Below are 16,104 nucleotides of genomic sequence, written 5' to 3'. Positions count from 1 at the left end.
AACCATGCTCGCAAAGTATATTGAGATGACACTACCGTTTACCAGAAAGGAGTTTTGCTCTTGAGCTCACTGATTTGGCTACCTTTTCTCCCCTTACTAGGTACATTAATCCCACTTCTCACTGCTCGCTTTAGCCGTTCAGCTTGTGCGTTTATGACAGCTGCATTGCCCGCGATAACTCTTTTTCTTGTGCTATCTCATGCTGGCGATATATTTCAGGGCGAACGCTTCCAAGCCGCATTGCCATGGATACCAGCGATCGGATTAGAATTAGCTTTCCGCTTAGATGGTTTAGCCCTGTTATTTTCTATCCTTATTTTAGGCATTGGTTTACTGGTTATTCTATATGCCCGCTATTACCTTTCTGCGAGTGACTCAATTGGTAAGTTCTATGCCTACTTGATTCTGTTCATGTTCGCCATGCTCGGCGTGGTGCTGTCTGATAATTTAATCCAACTATGGTTTTTCTGGGAATTAACCAGTATCAGCTCTTTTCTCTTGATCAGTTACTGGGGACATAAATCAGATGCAAGGAAAGGTGCCAGAATGGCACTAACTGTTACTGGTGCTGGCGGTTTAGCCTTGTTGGCTGGCTTGTTGATTCTTGGCGATACGGTTGGTAGCTTTAGCCTTCAAGATGTTTTAGACAGTGGCGACTTGATCAAAGCCAGTGCAAATTACCCTATTATTGTTGTTTTGGTATTGCTTGGCGCTTTTACCAAATCAGCTCAATTCCCGTTCCACTTCTGGCTACCCAATGCCATGGCAGCTCCAACACCAGTGAGTGCTTATCTTCACTCTGCGACCATGGTAAAAGCCGGTATATTCTTAATGGCACGTTTCTACCCTGCGCTTGCTGATACCGACCTTTGGTTCTTGATTGTCAGTCTTACTGGTCTGGCTACTTTCCTTGTAGGTGCTTACATCGCGATATTCCAGCATGATTTAAAAGGCTTGTTGGCGAACTCGACCATTAGCCACTTAGGCTTAATTACTTTGCTACTGGGCATGGGGACAGACCTTGCGGCAGTAGCGGCAATTTTCCATATAATCAATCATGCGATTTTCAAAGCCTCTTTGTTTATGGCGGCGGGGATTATCGATCACGAATCTGGCTCCCGCGATATGCGCCAGCTAAATGGTTTATGGAAGTACATGCCCTATACCGCGACATTAGCTATGGTGGCATCCGCGTCGATGGCTGGCGTTCCTTTGATGAATGGATTCTTATCGAAAGAGATGTTCTTCACAGAGACATTGCATCAGGCATCGCTGGGCTCCTTATCTTGGTTTATTCCTGTTTTGGCCACCTTGGGTGGTGTGTTTGCGGTCGCTTATTCGACACGTTTCATTCACGATGTGTTTTTCAATGGCGAGCCTGTTAACCTTCCAAAAACGCCTCATGAACCGCCTCGCTATATGCGTGTTCCTGTTGAAATCTTAGTCGCACTTTGTTTGGTGGTCGGAATTTTTCCTAGCTTGGTTGTTGGTGATCTTTTGCTTGCCGCAGCCAGCGCTACGCTTAATGGTCCTGCACCTTCTTATAATTTGGCGATTTGGCACGGTTTGAACTTCCCTCTATTGATGAGTGTGGTGGCTTTGATAGGCGGTTTAGTCATGTACTACAACCGCTCTCACATGTTTAAGTTCCAAGCTCAATTCCCAACCAGTGACCCAAAACTGGTGTTTGAAGGCATTGTTCAATCTCTTGCTATTAAAGCGAGCCGCATTATTGCGTTCACTGAAAATGGTTCTTTGCAGCGTTATATCTTCTTTGTTCTCACTTTGGCCGTGGTAATGACGGCGTCTTCTTTAATGAAGCTAAACGCCACTGCTGGCCATCGTCCTGAAATACCTCTCGATGCACTGTCGATTACCTGTGCAATATTGCTATGTATCTCAGCCTTGGCGACGGTGATATGGCACAGACGTCGAGTGGTAGCTCTGCTTACCTTGTCCGTTGTGGGACTAATAGTTTCATTGGCTTTTGCCCAGTTCTCCGCACCTGACCTTGCTTTAACTCAATTATCTGTTGAAGTTGTGACTGTGATTTTGCTGATTTTGGCGCTGTTCTTTTTGCCACAAAAAACACCAAAGGAATCATCACCTCGTCGCGTTGTAAGAGATTTAGGGTTGGCGTCTTTGATTGGTGGTGTCATAGGAACAATTAGCTATGCCTTGATGACTAGACCTCTCGATACTATTTCGACCTTCTTCACCGAAAACAGCAAAACAGGTGGCGGCGGAACCAATATTGTTAACGTCATTTTGGTCGACTTCCGAGGCTTTGATACCTTGGGTGAAATCACGGTGCTTGGTATTGCTGCATTGGGGATTTATAAACTCATCGCAAAAATGCGCCTTTACATGCCATCGAGCGACGATAATGGACTGCCTTGGTCCGAAGACAGACACCCGATGTTGTTGGCGGTCATTTCACAAAGTTTATTACCATTAGCTCTATTAGTATCAGCCTATATTTTCTTACGCGGACACAATATGCCTGGCGGCGGTTTTATTGCTGGCTTGATCACTTCGGTGGCTATTATTCAGCAGTATGTTGCTCATGGTGTGTTGTGGATCAAAACACGCATCAAGTTGGACTATCAGATTATGATCGGCTCCGGCATAGGTATCGCAACACTTAGTGGCTTAGGCAGCTGGGTCTTTGGACATACCTTCTTGTCTTCTTGGTTTGATTATTTCTATCTGCCAGTGATTGGCAAATTCGAATTAGCCAGCGCAATGATTTTCGACCTTGGTGTTTTCCTCACTGTCGTCGGCGCAACTATGTTGATTCTTGCTAACCTTGGTCAGTTAACGACCAGTGAGCGTCCTATCCAAAAGGAGCATGATTAATGGAAGGTTTATACGCATTTTGCGTTGGTTTATTAACAGCCTGCGGCATTTTTCTCGCCTTACGTGGCCGCAGCTTTTCTGTGGTCATTGGCTTAACTCTCTTGTCTTACGCGGTGAACTTATTCTTGTTTGCCAGCGGAAGACTAAAACTGAATGCCGCTGCGGTACTGGGTCAATCTGAGCAATACAGTGATCCTCTTCCACAAGCTCTAGTATTAACCGCTATTGTAATTGGTTTTGCGATGACTGCTTTCGTCGTTATTTTGGCGATGCGCGCACGCGCTGATTTAGGAAATGATCATGTTGATGGAACTCTGCCCAGCCTGCCAAATGACACTCAGCAGAAAACAGGAGGAAACCAATAAATGCAGCACCTGAGCATTTTTCCGGTTCTCATTCCATTGCTATTCGGCGCAATAATGTTGTTGCCTCCGATCTCACGCAATATCAATTATCAACGCATAGCCTCCGTCATTGGCACCTTGTTTATGCTTATGTCGACGGCAACACTATTGTATAAAGTGAATGCAGAAGGCGTTCAACTTTACGCACTAGGTGGGTGGCAAGCGCCTTTCGGTATCGCTCTTGTGGCTGATAGAGTGTCCAGCTTAATGGTGCTACTGACTTCCTTTATGTCTTTCGCCATCATGCTGTATGCGGTTTCTGGACAAGACAAAGGTGGTGCGTATTTCCACCCCTTATTCATGTTTCAAATCATGGGTATTAACGGTGCGTTTTTAACCGGCGATATCTTCAACTTGTTCGTTTTCTTCGAAGTGCTATTAATCGCGTCTTACGCACTCTTAATTCATGCTGGCGGCAAACAAAAAACCCAAGCTACTTTGCATTACGTGATCCTGAACCTCGTTGGCTCAAGCTTTTTCCTATTCGGCCTTGGTATTCTATACGGTACCCTTGGCACGCTGAATATGGCGGATATGGCGATCAAAGTAGGCCAGCTGCAAGGGGAAACCGCCACACTGGCTAAGACAGGCGCATTGTTGTTATTGGTCGTGTTTGGATTAAAAGCAGCAATGCTGCCAATGCATTTTTGGTTACCTAAAACCTATGCTAGTGCAAGCGCACCAGTAGCCGCGCTGTTTGCTATCATGACGAAGGTCGGCATTTACAGTATCTTCCGCGTTTATACCGTTATTTTTGGCGAACATGCTGGAGAGTTAGCCAACATTGCCACTCCATGGCTATGGCCACTGGCATTATTGACGATCACAATTGGTAGCATTGGCGTATTCGCCAGCCCCGGAATCAAAACATTAAGCGCAAACTTAGTCATTGTTTCCAGTGGCAGTCTACTTGCTTGTGCTGCTATTAACTCGGAAGAAGCGACCTCTGCGGCGCTTTACTATATGGTACACAGTACGCTGGCGTCGGCGGCCTTGTTCTTACTAGCGGATGTTATGTCCCGTCAGCGGGGCAAAGCAGAAGACAGGTTCGTACGCTCGCGCCCCTTTGCTCAACCAAGGCTATTAGGTTTTGCTTTTGCCATTCTTGCCTTATCTCTAGTTGGTATGCCGCCTTTATCAGGGTTCGTGGGTAAAATAATGATCTTACAAGCCACTCAGTCTTCAGCACAGACCATGTGGGTTTGGCCATTAATATTACTGGGTAGTTTAGCTGCTTTAATTATCTTTTCTAGAGCGGGAACCACCTTGTTCTGGCGCCATAATGGTAGCGTCACTGCCGAAGCAGAACCTGCCAAGAAATTAGAAATCGCTGGCATTGCGTTATTGATATTGGCTTCGCCTTTGTTGGTGCTATTCGGTGGCGATGTTAGTGAGTACACACAGCTGGCCGCAAGCTATTTGCATGACATTCAAGCCTCTGCCTATGGTTTATTACCAGGAGTAGCCCAATGAAGTTATTCCCAATGCCCTTTCATAGCCTGCTACTGTTTGTAGTATGGTTATTATTAAACAACTCAATCAGTGCAGGACACATGGTACTGGCCGCATTCTTCGCAATCGCAATTCCTTTGCTCGTCAACGGTATGCGCGATGAACACCCGAAGATTCTGAAGCCTTGGTTAGCTATTCGCTATGTACTGATGGTGATGAAAGATATTTTAACGGCCAATGTGGAAGTGGCGCTATTGATCGTAGGACCAATCAAAAAGCTCGAGCCGGGGTTTGTTGCTGTGCCGATTAATATCAGCTCAGACTTAGGTATCACTGTATTGGCGAGCACGGTTTCTCTTACACCAGGAACCGTGAGCGCAGAAGTATCAAAAGACAAAGCTTGGCTTTATATTCATGCCCTTCATTTAGACAATGAAGCAGAGCTTATTGAATCTATAAAGCAGCGTTATGAAAAGCCAATTAAGGAGATTTTCGGATGCTAAGTTGGACCATTCTCATTGTCGCTGTCTGTATCTGCGTAGCGTTGATTTTAAACCTATGGAGACTGATGAAAGGCCCGACTATTTCAGATCGAATTTTAGCGTTAGACACCATGTATATTAATGCTATTGCACTTATTCTGCTCTATGGCATTTATGTGAAAAGTGCTCTTTACTTTGAAGCGGCTCTTTTAATCGCCATGCTAGGATTTGTCAGTACAGCAGCGCTATGTAAATACTTACTCCGCGGCGACATCATAGAATAGGATACGTTATGCCTTTATATCTCGAAATTATTATTTGTGTGTCGCTGCTAATTGGCGGTGCATTCTTGCTTGTTGGCTCTTACGGTTTAATACGTTTGCCTGACATCTATATGCGCTTACACAGCCCAACCAAAGCATCGACTCTTGGGATCACAGGCGTATTACTCGCGTCTATGGTTTTTCAAAGCCACTTAAAAGGCTTTCTGTCGATTCAGGAATTACTCATCACCTTGTTCCTGCTGATTACGGCGCCTGTTGCTGCCAACATGATAGCCAAAACAGCGTTACATCAGCGCACAAAACCTTTAGACAAGACAAAGAACCAAGAACTAATAGAAACCGCTCGAGACAGAGAAGTGCCTAAGCCTCCTCAAGATTAGAGGAAAGTAGTTTAGCCACTTCTGTATTTTTCATCGGCCGATGGAAATAGTAGCCTTGGAATACCTCACAACCTAACGATATAAGAGCCTCTAGTTGCGGAGCGGTTTCTACTCCCTCCGCCACAATTGATAATTCTAAGCTGCGCGCTAAATAAACAATGGTTTCACAAATTTTTGCATCTTCCATGTGTTTATCACACTCCTCCACAAAGGATTGATCTATTTTCAAGATATCCAGAGGTAAGCGTTTCAAGTAACTCAAAGACGAGTAGCCAGTACCAAAGTCGTCGACCGAAATTTTGATATTAAGCCCCTTCAGCTCGAATAACACATCAATACAGCGCTGTATGTCTTGCAGTAAAACGCCTTCAGTAATCTCGATCTCTAAGTAACCACCTTCAATGCCATAGAATGCCAGTTTCTTCGAGATATAAGACACTAGAGAGTCTGATACTAAATGCCGTCCAGATAAGTTCACAGATATTGGCACTAGGCTCACACCTTTGTCTCGCCATTCTTTCAGCTGCATTAACGCTTGATCGATAACCCACTCGTCAATTTTTATAATCAAATCTGACTCCTCCGCAACCGGAATAAAGTCAGCTGGAGAGATAAGCCCTTTGATCGGGTGATCCCAGCGGATCAGGGCCTCTAAGCCAAGTATATTGTCCTTTTCTAGCAAAACCTTTGGTTGATAAACCAAGAAGAACTGTTGAGAAAAAAGCCCATCGTTGACCTCTTTTTCGAAGCTGAACTTTTTCGTCACTGCATTGGTCATGTTTGAAGTAAAGACTTGTGCATTATCCCTACCTTTTTCTTTCGCCCAGTACATAGCGATATCAGCTTGCTGAATTAGCTTGTCAGCATCTAACACTTGCTCTCCACAGTGAGCAATACCTATGCTGGTTGGAATGGTAAAATGCTGGTTATTCAACTGAACGGGAAGACGCATAATCTCTAGGATTTTTTGCGCACGGGCCATCATTCGATCATCTGTCACATTATCCGTTATCATTAACACAAACTCGTCGCCTCCCCAACGAGCAATAACATCACCAGAATCAGATACGGACTCTAAACGCCTTGCCACTTCACACAAAAGCTCATCCCCTGCTTTATGCCCCAAGGTGTCATTAATCACTTTGAAGTTATCTAGATCTAGAAAAAGCAAGCCTACGGAGGTTTTCTGACGGTTAGCAATCAACAAAGCGCTCACCAAAGAATCCATCAAATAGGTGCGGTTATATAAGCTAGTTAATGGATCGCTATACGCTAGAAACTTAAGGCGTTGTTGCAGTTTTGCATGCCGTGTCATATCTCTGATATGCAACGTGTACTCGCTTTCTTGCGAAGAGTCAGTGTTGGCTTTGGTAATCGCGATTTCTGCAGGGAAGTGATGATTAGGACCACGCTGTAAACGAAACGGGTTGCGGCGATTTAAAATCAACCCATTAGATGAAGAGAAACCGGAATTTAAACTATCAAAAATTTTAATTCTGTCCTCTTCCATTACGAATAAGCCGATAAAGCTCTTGCCTTGCACTTGAGTTTTTAAACAACCGAATGTCCGCTCGGCAGCAGGATTAAACTCTATAACAGAACCAAAGCGGTTGATGGTCACGATACAATCCATAGAAGAATTCAAAATCGCAGACTTACGCATTTCACTTTCTTGAAAGCGCATTAATGCATCGTCACGTTGGGCAATTTCCGTATTTACTCGGCCGAGAACTTGATTGTATTTATGCGCTATTTGACCGACTTCGGTAAACGGCTCTTCAGGAACAGGCTTTGAAAAATCGGCATTATTTTGTTGGTATTGCATAGAGGTTAATAAATCAAACAATTCAGTAGTAGCTCTGTGCTCAGCCACATTTAGACCTTGCTCTTCTTGCTCTTTACTTGCCCGTAATGGCATAAAATAATTTAGCAGGCGCATACAAGCATAACCCACTACAAAACAGTACACACCAATAGAAACAACCCCTAAAGCCTGTACCCACAGCTGCTCTACAAAGCTCAGTCCATTATCTATTTTGTCAGCTTGACCAAATAGCGCGACACTTAATGTCCCCCAAACACCTGCAAAGAGGTGAGCGGGCACCACATCAATTGCATCGTCTAGACGCCAGCGTGTCATTAGTAAGCTGCCATAATAGACAACCACACCAGATACCGCTCCAATTACAACAGAGGCTCCAGGTGAAACCACATGGCACGATGCGGTAATGCCGACTAAACCAGCAATGGTACCGTTCAGGACAAAGCTGACTTCGATGTATCCGTCTTTGAAATAGTTGATCGCTGCAGCAATGAGCCCACCCCAAGCTGCTGAAATAAACGTATTCAAAATGATCATAGGCACATCATTGGTTAACGCCAACGTGCTGCCACCATTAAAACCAATCCAACCAAACCAAATAAGCATTGTCCCTAAAGCCGATAAAGGAAGGTTATTACCGGGAGGAAGACGAATGCCTTCTTCAAAACGACCTAATCTAGGACCAATAATAATGATAGCGGCCAATGCAACCCACCCACCAACAGAGTGAACAATAGTGGAACCTGCAAAATCAATAAAACCAAGCGCCTCAAGCCAACCCTGAGGCCCCTGAGATGGATATACGCTAGACCAAGCCCAATGCCCAACGATTGGGTAAATAAAGGCGCTTAACACCACTGTAATTGCAAGATAACCAATGAATGTCATACGCTCGGCCACCGCACCAGACGTTAAAGTCGCTGCCGTACCACAAAACATCATCTGAAAAATAAAGAAGCTAATTTCCCATGGCGTGTGCTCATCATCAAAAAAGAAATCGCTACTGCCAAATACGCCTGAGACAGAGTCTCCAAACATGATGCCAAAACCAAAAAGCCAAAATAGAGTCGTCGATATAATAAAGTCTGAGATATTTTTTGCGGCAACATTGATGCTGTTTTTACTGCGAATACGGCCGCTCTCTAAACATAAAAAACCCGCTTGCATCATGAAGACCAATGCAGAGGCAACTAACAACCAATAGAATTCTGCCATACACACCCTAAATAGAAGAAATTGCACCAAAAAGAATCACGCCAAATTACAAAGGACGAAGAATATAGACAACAAGAGAGCACAAATATAAAAATAATAGGCCACAGCCATGGCACTGTCTTAAGCTATTCAATAGTTAAGCCAACTCTTGAATAATCTCGCTATCAGAAAGTGTCAAAAAATAGAAAAGGCCACTTAATAATGTATTAAGTGGCCTTTTAATGCACAACATTTTATATAACCTGCGCTAAAAAGTACTAGCCATTCAAAGTTAAGACATTTGTCTTACTGATACGATGGCGATAAATTTCTCGAAGATACTTAATCGCATTTTTAACATTATTAATATCTAAGCGAATATCATTAATGGAAACAAAACGTTGGCTGTTATCAATCAGCTCACGATACTTTTTCTCGTACATTGGTTTAATTGCATACCAATTCGTATCTAAGATTTTTGCGGGGTTTTCGTACGTCGTAAAGTACTTATCCACCAAGCTTTCATCAAATTCATCTTCTTGAATCATGTTGATAATAGCTTTATCTATTTCGTCCGTGTAGCGGTAATCATCACGAGCAAAACAGCGCTTCATATAAGCGACCATTAAGGTAAGGAAGTCATCACTTAAACATGGACTTTTAGCGATCAAGGTCGTCAAAGATAAGTTCGCAGAAGCGCCTATAACCAAAGCATAACGCTTCAATGTGGTATTTGGGCACAGGCGATTCAAGTGCATTTTAAGACGATTCAATGCCGTGAAAGACAATTTGTAGTCTCGAGGCAATGAAATAATAGACACAATAGATGAACAGTTTTTAAAGAAATGTAGATGATTCAGTTCACTTGCATCATACCCACTCTTACGGTAATTTTTAATTGCGTCACGATATCTATCAGATTCAACAGGTAACACACTCACGCCTTCAATGGCAGAGGTGTCATTGTTAAAGTGAGGCAACTCTATTGAACGACAAAACAAATCATCAATATCAACGGTATCTTGATGCTTCCCTTCGCCCACAACACTTTCTGCATAAGCAACGGCCACAGGACCAGCCAAGCTCATAAACAAATCGTTTGCATCTAGGCGAATAGTTTCTGCTATATCAATACCTGCACGACGGAAGTAATCTTCATCATAATCTGTTGTTACAGCTTGAGCTGTTAGAATGTTAAAAATTTGCTGAGAAATGTACTGGTTAGCGTATTTCTCCATAGTATTAACATCAATGTTATCGGCATCACCACCATCTTCTTCTTCAGCGTAGCGCATGATGTCATTAGAGATCAGCATCATAGAGTTCCATGGACGAATACGCTCCATCACATCAGCTGGAACCTCATCATCTTCACGCTCTTCGTTATACGAAAAATTCCATTCTTCTGAAATGTATTTCGTTAACAAGCGCCCCGCATTAATGTGCAACGCTTCAGAAATTTCTACATTTTTTCCGGAAATATTCGGAAGAATACAAATACCTGATGTAAAGATAGGTTCAAAAACAAAGCTATGACGCTTATCAACCATTTGATTTTGATCAGAACGGTAATCAAATGTCTTACTCAAGTATGAAAACTGTTGCGCTAGGCCAAATTCAGACGCCATGCCTGAGCCGGTCCCACCACCCGCACTAAAAATATAAAAATAGAGACGTGATTGGTTTGCTTTAATTCCACATGAATCAACTAAATAAGAATGCATGTTTTTCCAGTTCTCGTTACGGAACGTCGTTGCATCCTTATTAAGGATGATTTTAGCAAGGTATTGCCCTAAGATAGGCGCGTTACCAGCACCACCAGCATGAACTTCAGACAAGTCCATTATTTGTAATTTCTTATATTCTTCTAGAAACTTTGTTCGGCCTTCCTGATTTGAGAAGCGAATACGTCCCTCAATATCTTTATCCAAGTCACCTAACAAAACGATTGGTTCTATTAAGAAAACAGGTTTAAAACCGTCTTTCCCTTCAATTGGCAAATGCTTACGAATCCACCGCATAGGGCGGAACTCGCGTTCACTCTCCAATATTTCTTGGCTTTCTACTTCGCGCATATAATTAGCTCTGGCGTCGTAGACTAGCGATGCGACATCTAACGCAATATTAGAACCACAACGACCTAAACCAATTAAACAAACAGATGGAAACACCTGATCAATAGCGACTTCATCATCACTTAATTGGGGATGGATTCGGTTACGAACAACATCCAAATTTTCTAAGATTTGCTCTAAATTCGTCTCAGTAAAATAAAGATGTTCTATCGGGAGATTTTCTTGGCTCATGCGGCACCCTTTTTGAAGCAAATTACTTACAACAGATAATCATTCACGTTATCAACGAAACGACATGATACAAAGCAAACCGTTTACCTGTTCAATGTACTATTTATTTTGATCGTCGTTTTTTTGGACAATGTGCAAACAATATCATCCTTACATAGCAATGACACTAATATGCTGAGTGTAAGCATAAAATAAATAATTATAATAATTTTTCATTTGAACTCTAATTTCCAGCTCTAATAAAGCCAAACGCCACAAAGTACACTATTAAATGACATTCAATATGTCGAGACAAAACCTCTCGCCTGTCTATTTTTTGTACTATAATATAAGATGACTTGAGCAACTTTTTAAGGTGACTATCGTGTCAATCTCATCAGTATCAAACAATCGTTTGTACATGCCTAGCTTTTCAGCACAGGCAGAAACAGACGTGCGACCTGATTTGAGCCGCCAACAGGACCCAGTTCAACTTTCTGACAAAGCTAAACAGATGCTGTCTTCTCAAGTACAAGCAAATGATCCTGACGCAAAGGGTGAGGAGGTCGGTAAAGAGTCAGTCCAAATTTCTTCCAGTATTGGCCGACTCTCTAGAGTATCGGGATTACAAAGAGAGGAAGTTGCAGCGTTATATCGTTCTATCGATAAATTAACCTAACGACTCGTCATCATTTAGCTAAAAGTTAACTTATAGTCGTTAGCAGATAATGATTCTGCTTCCCGTTGCAAATTAGCCAATGTCAGTGGTCGATTATCAAGCCATTCAGGCAAAAACTCAGCATGAAGACTCTTATTATCTGCCTTAAGTGTAAAAATAGGCATGTCGCCTTCTTTTCTATCATGATGCAATAAAATAGACAGCCTTAATATAATAGACAGTCTATCTAAATCTTGTTGATCACTTTTAGTAAATCGATAGTCCAAAGACTGAGAAAATTTCCGTCTATGACGCAAAATCAAATTCGCTAGGGCTTGCTGCTCTTGTTGAGAAAAGCCTGGCATATCAGACTCGCTAATAATGTAAGCGCCATGCTTATGATAACGGCTGTGCGAAATGCCCACGCCAACTTCATGAAGCAAGCCCGCCCAGCGCAATAAGTCCTCACTAGAAATGCTGTTTAAATTCCAATCATCTTTAACTTGAGCCAAAGCAGACAGAGCAGTATGAGTAACGAGCTTCGCTTGCTCTGTATCAATATGATATTGGTTCAACATATAATTAACAGTACGTTCACGAATATCCGTCTCTGCGTAACGCCCCATAATGTCATACAAAACACCTTCTCTAAGTGCACCATTAGAGAAATCCATTTGCTTAATATCAAAACATTCAAACACCGCAGTCAGTATGGCAATTCCAGCAGCAAAGGTACTTTTACGTTCTGGCTTCAGTCCGACCAACTCAATGTTGTCCGCGTGCCCAGCGGCAAACAATGCCTTTTGGATTTGCTTCAATGCTTTAAGGGTAATGCCTTTTTTGCTCCAATTATTTTCCTTAACAATATTGAAAGCAGCTTTTACAGTCCCTGACGAGCCTATCGCTACATCCCATGTTTCATCGAGATAATCATCTTGAATACTTAAAAGCTCTAAACGTGCTGCAGTAACAGCTTTCTGAAAATTGGACTTGTTAATAACGCCATCGTCAAAAAAGCGTTGTTTGAAGCTCACACAACCCATATGAAGGCTTTCAGTCAATATCGGCTCTAACTGCTTACCAATAATAAATTCTGTACTACCACCACCAATATCGACGACCAAGCGCTTTGACTCACCATGATCCATGGTTCTTGCGACACCAACATAGATCAAACGAGCTTCTTCTCGACCTGCAATAATCTCAACTGGGTGACTCATGATATCCATTGCTTTACCAATGAAATCATAGCGATTCTTCGCCACCCTTAAAGCGTTCGTCCCCACCACTCGGACAGAACCTGGAGGCATGTCTTCAATCACTTGAGCAAATTGCGCCAGACAATCTAGGCCGCGTTGCTGAGACTCATCATCCAAATGGCCGTTTACTAAGCCAGCGGCGAGCTGAACCTTGTCACCAAATTCTCCCGTTATACGTAACTGTCCATGCGTAACTTGGGCAACAACCATATGAAAGCTGTTCGAGCCCAAGTCTATCGCTGCGATTTTTTCAAAAGGAAAGTCATGAGATTGTTGCAAAAAGAGTGATTGCATTCAGAAAGCCTTACGTCAGAGAAGTCTCAATAAGAATAAGAGTATATCAGTTACTATACGGTGTCATCGCCAAGAAGATGGCAAAAACAACACGAGATTAAATGAATTTTTTATAAAAAATCGCCTCTTTTTTCGAAAATCAAGAAAGAAACGCTGCTTAATAGGTAAAAAAAACCGCCCATCAGCACCAAAACACCTAAACTTGATCAAAAAATTACCAGAAAGTGTTTTTTTCCTGAGTTTGACTATAGACCTCGCGTTTAAGTCGATCTATAGTATGGATGTTCTTGATTGCAACCTTGCTCTAAGCAAAATGCTATTCAGATCCCAATCAAATTGTTTCGCGCTGTATTGGCTTTGCCCTATCCGGGCTCATGTAAACCAAAACGACTATATAACCATCCTGTTTTGTGTTTATTGATGCCGAATAGCTGATACATTGTTAAATACTTCTTAGACACAAATTATGGTTATCTATTTTGATTAACTCTAATTCCGTCATTTTTCCTCAAATGAGCTAATACAAAACCCGTTTATGAACCTTACCGACTTAAAACAGAAATCAGTACACGAACTTTTAGACATCGCAGCAGAAATGGGCCTAGACAACATGGCTCGCTCCCGTAAGCAAGATGTTATTTTCTCAATCTTAAAGCGTCATGCGAAAGGTGGGGAAGACATTTACGGCGACGGTATCTTAGAGATTCTTCAAGATGGCTTTGGCTTCCTACGTTCACCTGACAGCTCATACCTAGCGGGTCCTGACGATATATATGTGTCACCAAGCCAAATTAGACGATTCAACCTTCGTACTGGCGACACTATTGCCGGTAAAATTCGTCCTCCGAAGGATGGTGAGCGCTATTTTGCTCTATTAAAAGTCAATGAAATCAACTTTGATAAGCCTGAAAGCGTTCGCAATAAAATTCTTTTCGAAAACTTAACTCCCCTATTCCCTGATGAACGACTTCTTATGGAAGCTGGCAACGGCTCTACGGAAGATGTGACATCGCGTATTATCGACCTTGTTGCCCCAATGGGGAAAGGTCAGCGCGCCTTGGTTGTTTCACCGCCAAAAGCGGGTAAAACCTTCATGTTGCAAAACATTGCTAACTCCATCACTCGTAACAACCCTGAATGCCATATGATCGTCCTATTGATCGATGAACGCCCTGAGGAAGTGACAGAGATGTCTCGTACCGTTCGTGGTGAAGTTGTTGCCTCTACATTTGATGAGCCACCAGCTCGCCACGTGCAAGTTGCAGAAATGGTAATCGAAAAAGCAAAACGACTTGTCGAGCATAAACGTGACGTGGTTATCCTATTGGATTCCATCACTCGTCTGGCACGCGCCTACAACACTGTAATCCCTTCATCTGGTAAAGTACTAACCGGTGGTGTGGATGCAAACGCTCTAGAACGTCCAAAACGTTTCTTTGGTGCAGCACGTAATATCGAAGAAGGCGGTAGTTTAACCATCATCGCAACAGCGCTTGTTGATACAGGCTCTAAAATGGATGAAGTTATCTTTGAGGAATTCAAAGGTACTGGTAACTCCGAATTGCACTTAGATCGTAAAATCGCAGAAAAACGCACTTTCCCAGCGATCAATATTCGTCGTTCAGGTACTCGTCGTGAAGATTTACTGACATCAGAGGACGAACTGCAACGTATGTGGATTCTTCGCAAGCTATTGAATCCTATGGAAGATGTTGCCGCGACAGAATTCCTTATCGACCGTCTAAAAGTGACTCAAACAAACGATGAGTTCTTTGAATCAATGAAAGGCAAAAACAAATAGGCAGACTTTTTTAGCAGCAAAAAAGTCTGCCATAAAAAACCACTTCACGAAGTGGTTTTTTTTTACTTACACAACAAACATGATGCATTATCAATGTCTGCTTGCTTTCCGTATTTAAGGTAAGTGCAACCTATATTGGAGTAGTTTAAATGAAAGAGATTACCGCGACGGTGAACGCTGTCGAATTAATCAACCAGAATGTTTACCAGATTACTTTGAAGGTAGAAAACTTTACTTTTGAAGCGGGTCAATACCTGATGGTCGTGTTACCAACAGGTGAGCAAGTTCCTTACTCTATCGGTAGTGCCCCTCATGAGCTCCCTTATTTAACATTGTACATTTTGGTTTCAGATGCTGGCTCGCTTGCTCAGAAGGTAGTTGAATATTTTCAGTCAAGCAGCAGTGCAGCCATCAAAGCTCCCGGTGGAGATTGCCACATTGCTAATGGCATTTTAGATTCCAATCCAGAACACATTCTGTTGATCGCTGGCGGCACAGGCTTTGCTCAAATTAAGAGCTTATACAGTGACTTAGTCGAAAAGAATTTCACTGGTAACGTTTCTTTCTACTGGGGCCTAAGAACATCGCAAGATGTATTCGCAAAAGAGTGGTTAGAAGAAGCTCACAAATACTCGCCGTTTTCATTAGATGTCATCGTCAATGAAGCAGACAATCAGTGGCATGGCCGCGCAGGCTGGTTATACGAAGCCATTTTGGAAGATCATCCGGACTTAAGCAAAAGTACAGCCTTTATCAGTGGCTCAGTGGGTATGGTATACGGAACCCTTGATCAACTAGAGCTAAAAGGCATCAACAAAGATGCCTGCTTCTCAGATGTATTTGCTTATGCGCCGCATCCTGACAAGCCAAAACTTTAAGAAATAGAGCCGATAAAATAGACCAAAAAAAGAGGTAACGCTTCATCATTAC

Annotated in this window: 12 protein-coding genes; 9 read left to right on the top strand and 3 right to left on the bottom strand. The window is 42.6% G+C overall.

Translation table 11 applies throughout. The features are described 5' to 3' along the window. Nucleotides 1-60: 60 nt before the first annotated feature. The 6 genes from JSY38_RS11895 to JSY38_RS11870 are packed head-to-tail and all read left to right on the top strand — an operon-like array spanning nt 61 to nt 5,861. Complete coding sequence (locus JSY38_RS11895) at nt 61-2,859, top strand: monovalent cation/H+ antiporter subunit A (RefSeq protein ID WP_114413481.1); 2,799 nt, start codon at nt 61-63, stop codon at nt 2,857-2,859. Continuing rightward, nucleotides 2,859-3,224 carry a Na+/H+ antiporter subunit C gene (locus JSY38_RS11890; protein WP_114413482.1) on the top strand — a complete coding sequence of 122 codons (366 nt, stop codon included), beginning with the start codon at nt 2,859-2,861 and terminating at the stop codon, nt 3,222-3,224. The genes JSY38_RS11895 and JSY38_RS11890 overlap by 1 nt, the downstream gene beginning before the upstream one ends. Then, nucleotides 3,225-4,736, top strand: a complete 1,512-nt coding sequence (locus JSY38_RS11885; RefSeq protein WP_114413483.1) for a monovalent cation/H+ antiporter subunit D — start codon at nt 3,225-3,227, stop codon at nt 4,734-4,736. After that, complete coding sequence (locus tag JSY38_RS11880; protein WP_114413484.1) at nt 4,733-5,218, top strand: Na+/H+ antiporter subunit E; 486 nt, start codon at nt 4,733-4,735, stop codon at nt 5,216-5,218. The genes JSY38_RS11885 and JSY38_RS11880 overlap by 4 nt, the downstream gene beginning before the upstream one ends. Next, nucleotides 5,212-5,481 (top strand): K+/H+ antiporter subunit F, encoded by a 270-nt coding sequence (locus tag JSY38_RS11875; protein WP_114413485.1) that lies wholly within the window; start codon nt 5,212-5,214, stop codon nt 5,479-5,481. The genes JSY38_RS11880 and JSY38_RS11875 overlap by 7 nt, the downstream gene beginning before the upstream one ends. An 8-nt stretch (nt 5,482-5,489) precedes the next feature. Next, a complete protein-coding gene (locus tag JSY38_RS11870; RefSeq protein WP_114413486.1) occupies nt 5,490-5,861 on the top strand; it encodes a Na+/H+ antiporter subunit G in 372 nt (123 codons plus the stop codon). On the opposite strand, the gene amt is transcribed toward JSY38_RS11870, so the two are convergent. Both amt and JSY38_RS11860 read right to left on the bottom strand, forming a co-directional pair. Then, a complete protein-coding gene (gene amt, locus JSY38_RS11865) occupies nt 5,842-8,898 on the bottom strand; it encodes an ammonium transporter (protein ID WP_205113380.1) in 3,057 nt (1,018 codons plus the stop codon). The two genes, JSY38_RS11870 and amt, sit on opposite strands and share 20 nt — an antisense overlap. A 257-nt stretch (nt 8,899-9,155) precedes the next feature. Continuing rightward, nucleotides 9,156-11,183, bottom strand: coding sequence for a hypothetical protein (locus JSY38_RS11860; RefSeq protein ID WP_114413488.1), 2,028 nt, complete (start codon nt 11,181-11,183; stop codon nt 9,156-9,158). Between the two features lie 364 nt (nt 11,184-11,547). On the opposite strand from JSY38_RS11860, the gene JSY38_RS11855 reads away from it, so the two are divergent. Beyond that, a complete protein-coding gene (locus tag JSY38_RS11855) occupies nt 11,548-11,841 on the top strand; it encodes a hypothetical protein (RefSeq protein WP_114413489.1) in 294 nt (97 codons plus the stop codon). A 14-nt stretch (nt 11,842-11,855) separates the two neighbouring features. Here the strand turns inward: JSY38_RS11855 and JSY38_RS11850 are convergent, their stop codons facing one another. Then, the gene (locus JSY38_RS11850) at nt 11,856-13,373 is read right to left on the bottom strand and encodes a Ppx/GppA phosphatase family protein (protein ID WP_114413490.1); all 1,518 of its coding nucleotides are present in this window, start codon (nt 13,371-13,373) and stop codon (nt 11,856-11,858) included. Nucleotides 13,374-13,908: 535 nt separating this feature from the next. Here JSY38_RS11850 and rho point away from each other — a divergent pair. Then, complete coding sequence (gene rho, locus JSY38_RS11845) at nt 13,909-15,174, top strand: transcription termination factor Rho (protein WP_114413491.1); 1,266 nt, start codon at nt 13,909-13,911, stop codon at nt 15,172-15,174. 149 nt (nt 15,175-15,323) lie between these two features. Next, nucleotides 15,324-16,052 (top strand): NAD(P)H-flavin reductase, encoded by a 729-nt coding sequence (locus JSY38_RS11840; RefSeq protein WP_205113379.1) that lies wholly within the window; start codon nt 15,324-15,326, stop codon nt 16,050-16,052. Nucleotides 16,053-16,104: the final 52 nt, after the last annotated feature.

The organism is Marinomonas foliarum (assembly GCF_016906065.1).
Lineage (GTDB): Bacteria > Pseudomonadota > Gammaproteobacteria > Pseudomonadales > Marinomonadaceae > Marinomonas > Marinomonas foliarum.
The sequence above is the reverse complement of the archived record's forward strand: the minus strand, read 5'-3'. Positions and strand labels throughout refer to the sequence as shown.

What these genes read in the sequence shown, in the direction of transcription:
- JSY38_RS11890 (WP_114413482.1), top strand. Translation starts at nt 2,859, where the DNA reads ATGGAAGGTTTATACGCATTTTGCGTTGGTTTATTAACAGCCTGCGGC.
- JSY38_RS11885 (WP_114413483.1), top strand. Translation starts at nt 3,225, where the DNA reads ATGCAGCACCTGAGCATTTTTCCGGTTCTCATTCCATTGCTATTCGGC.
- JSY38_RS11880 (WP_114413484.1), top strand. Translation starts at nt 4,733, where the DNA reads ATGAAGTTATTCCCAATGCCCTTTCATAGCCTGCTACTGTTTGTAGTA.
- JSY38_RS11875 (WP_114413485.1), top strand. Translation starts at nt 5,212, where the DNA reads ATGCTAAGTTGGACCATTCTCATTGTCGCTGTCTGTATCTGCGTAGCG.
- JSY38_RS11870 (WP_114413486.1), top strand. Translation starts at nt 5,490, where the DNA reads ATGCCTTTATATCTCGAAATTATTATTTGTGTGTCGCTGCTAATTGGC.
- amt (WP_205113380.1), bottom strand. Translation starts at nt 8,898, where the DNA reads ATGGCAGAATTCTATTGGTTGTTAGTTGCCTCTGCATTGGTCTTCATG.
- JSY38_RS11860 (WP_114413488.1), bottom strand. Translation starts at nt 11,183, where the DNA reads ATGAGCCAAGAAAATCTCCCGATAGAACATCTTTATTTTACTGAGACG.
- JSY38_RS11850 (WP_114413490.1), bottom strand. Translation starts at nt 13,373, where the DNA reads ATGCAATCACTCTTTTTGCAACAATCTCATGACTTTCCTTTTGAAAAA.
- rho (WP_114413491.1), top strand. Translation starts at nt 13,909, where the DNA reads ATGAACCTTACCGACTTAAAACAGAAATCAGTACACGAACTTTTAGAC.
- JSY38_RS11840 (WP_205113379.1), top strand. Translation starts at nt 15,324, where the DNA reads ATGAAAGAGATTACCGCGACGGTGAACGCTGTCGAATTAATCAACCAG.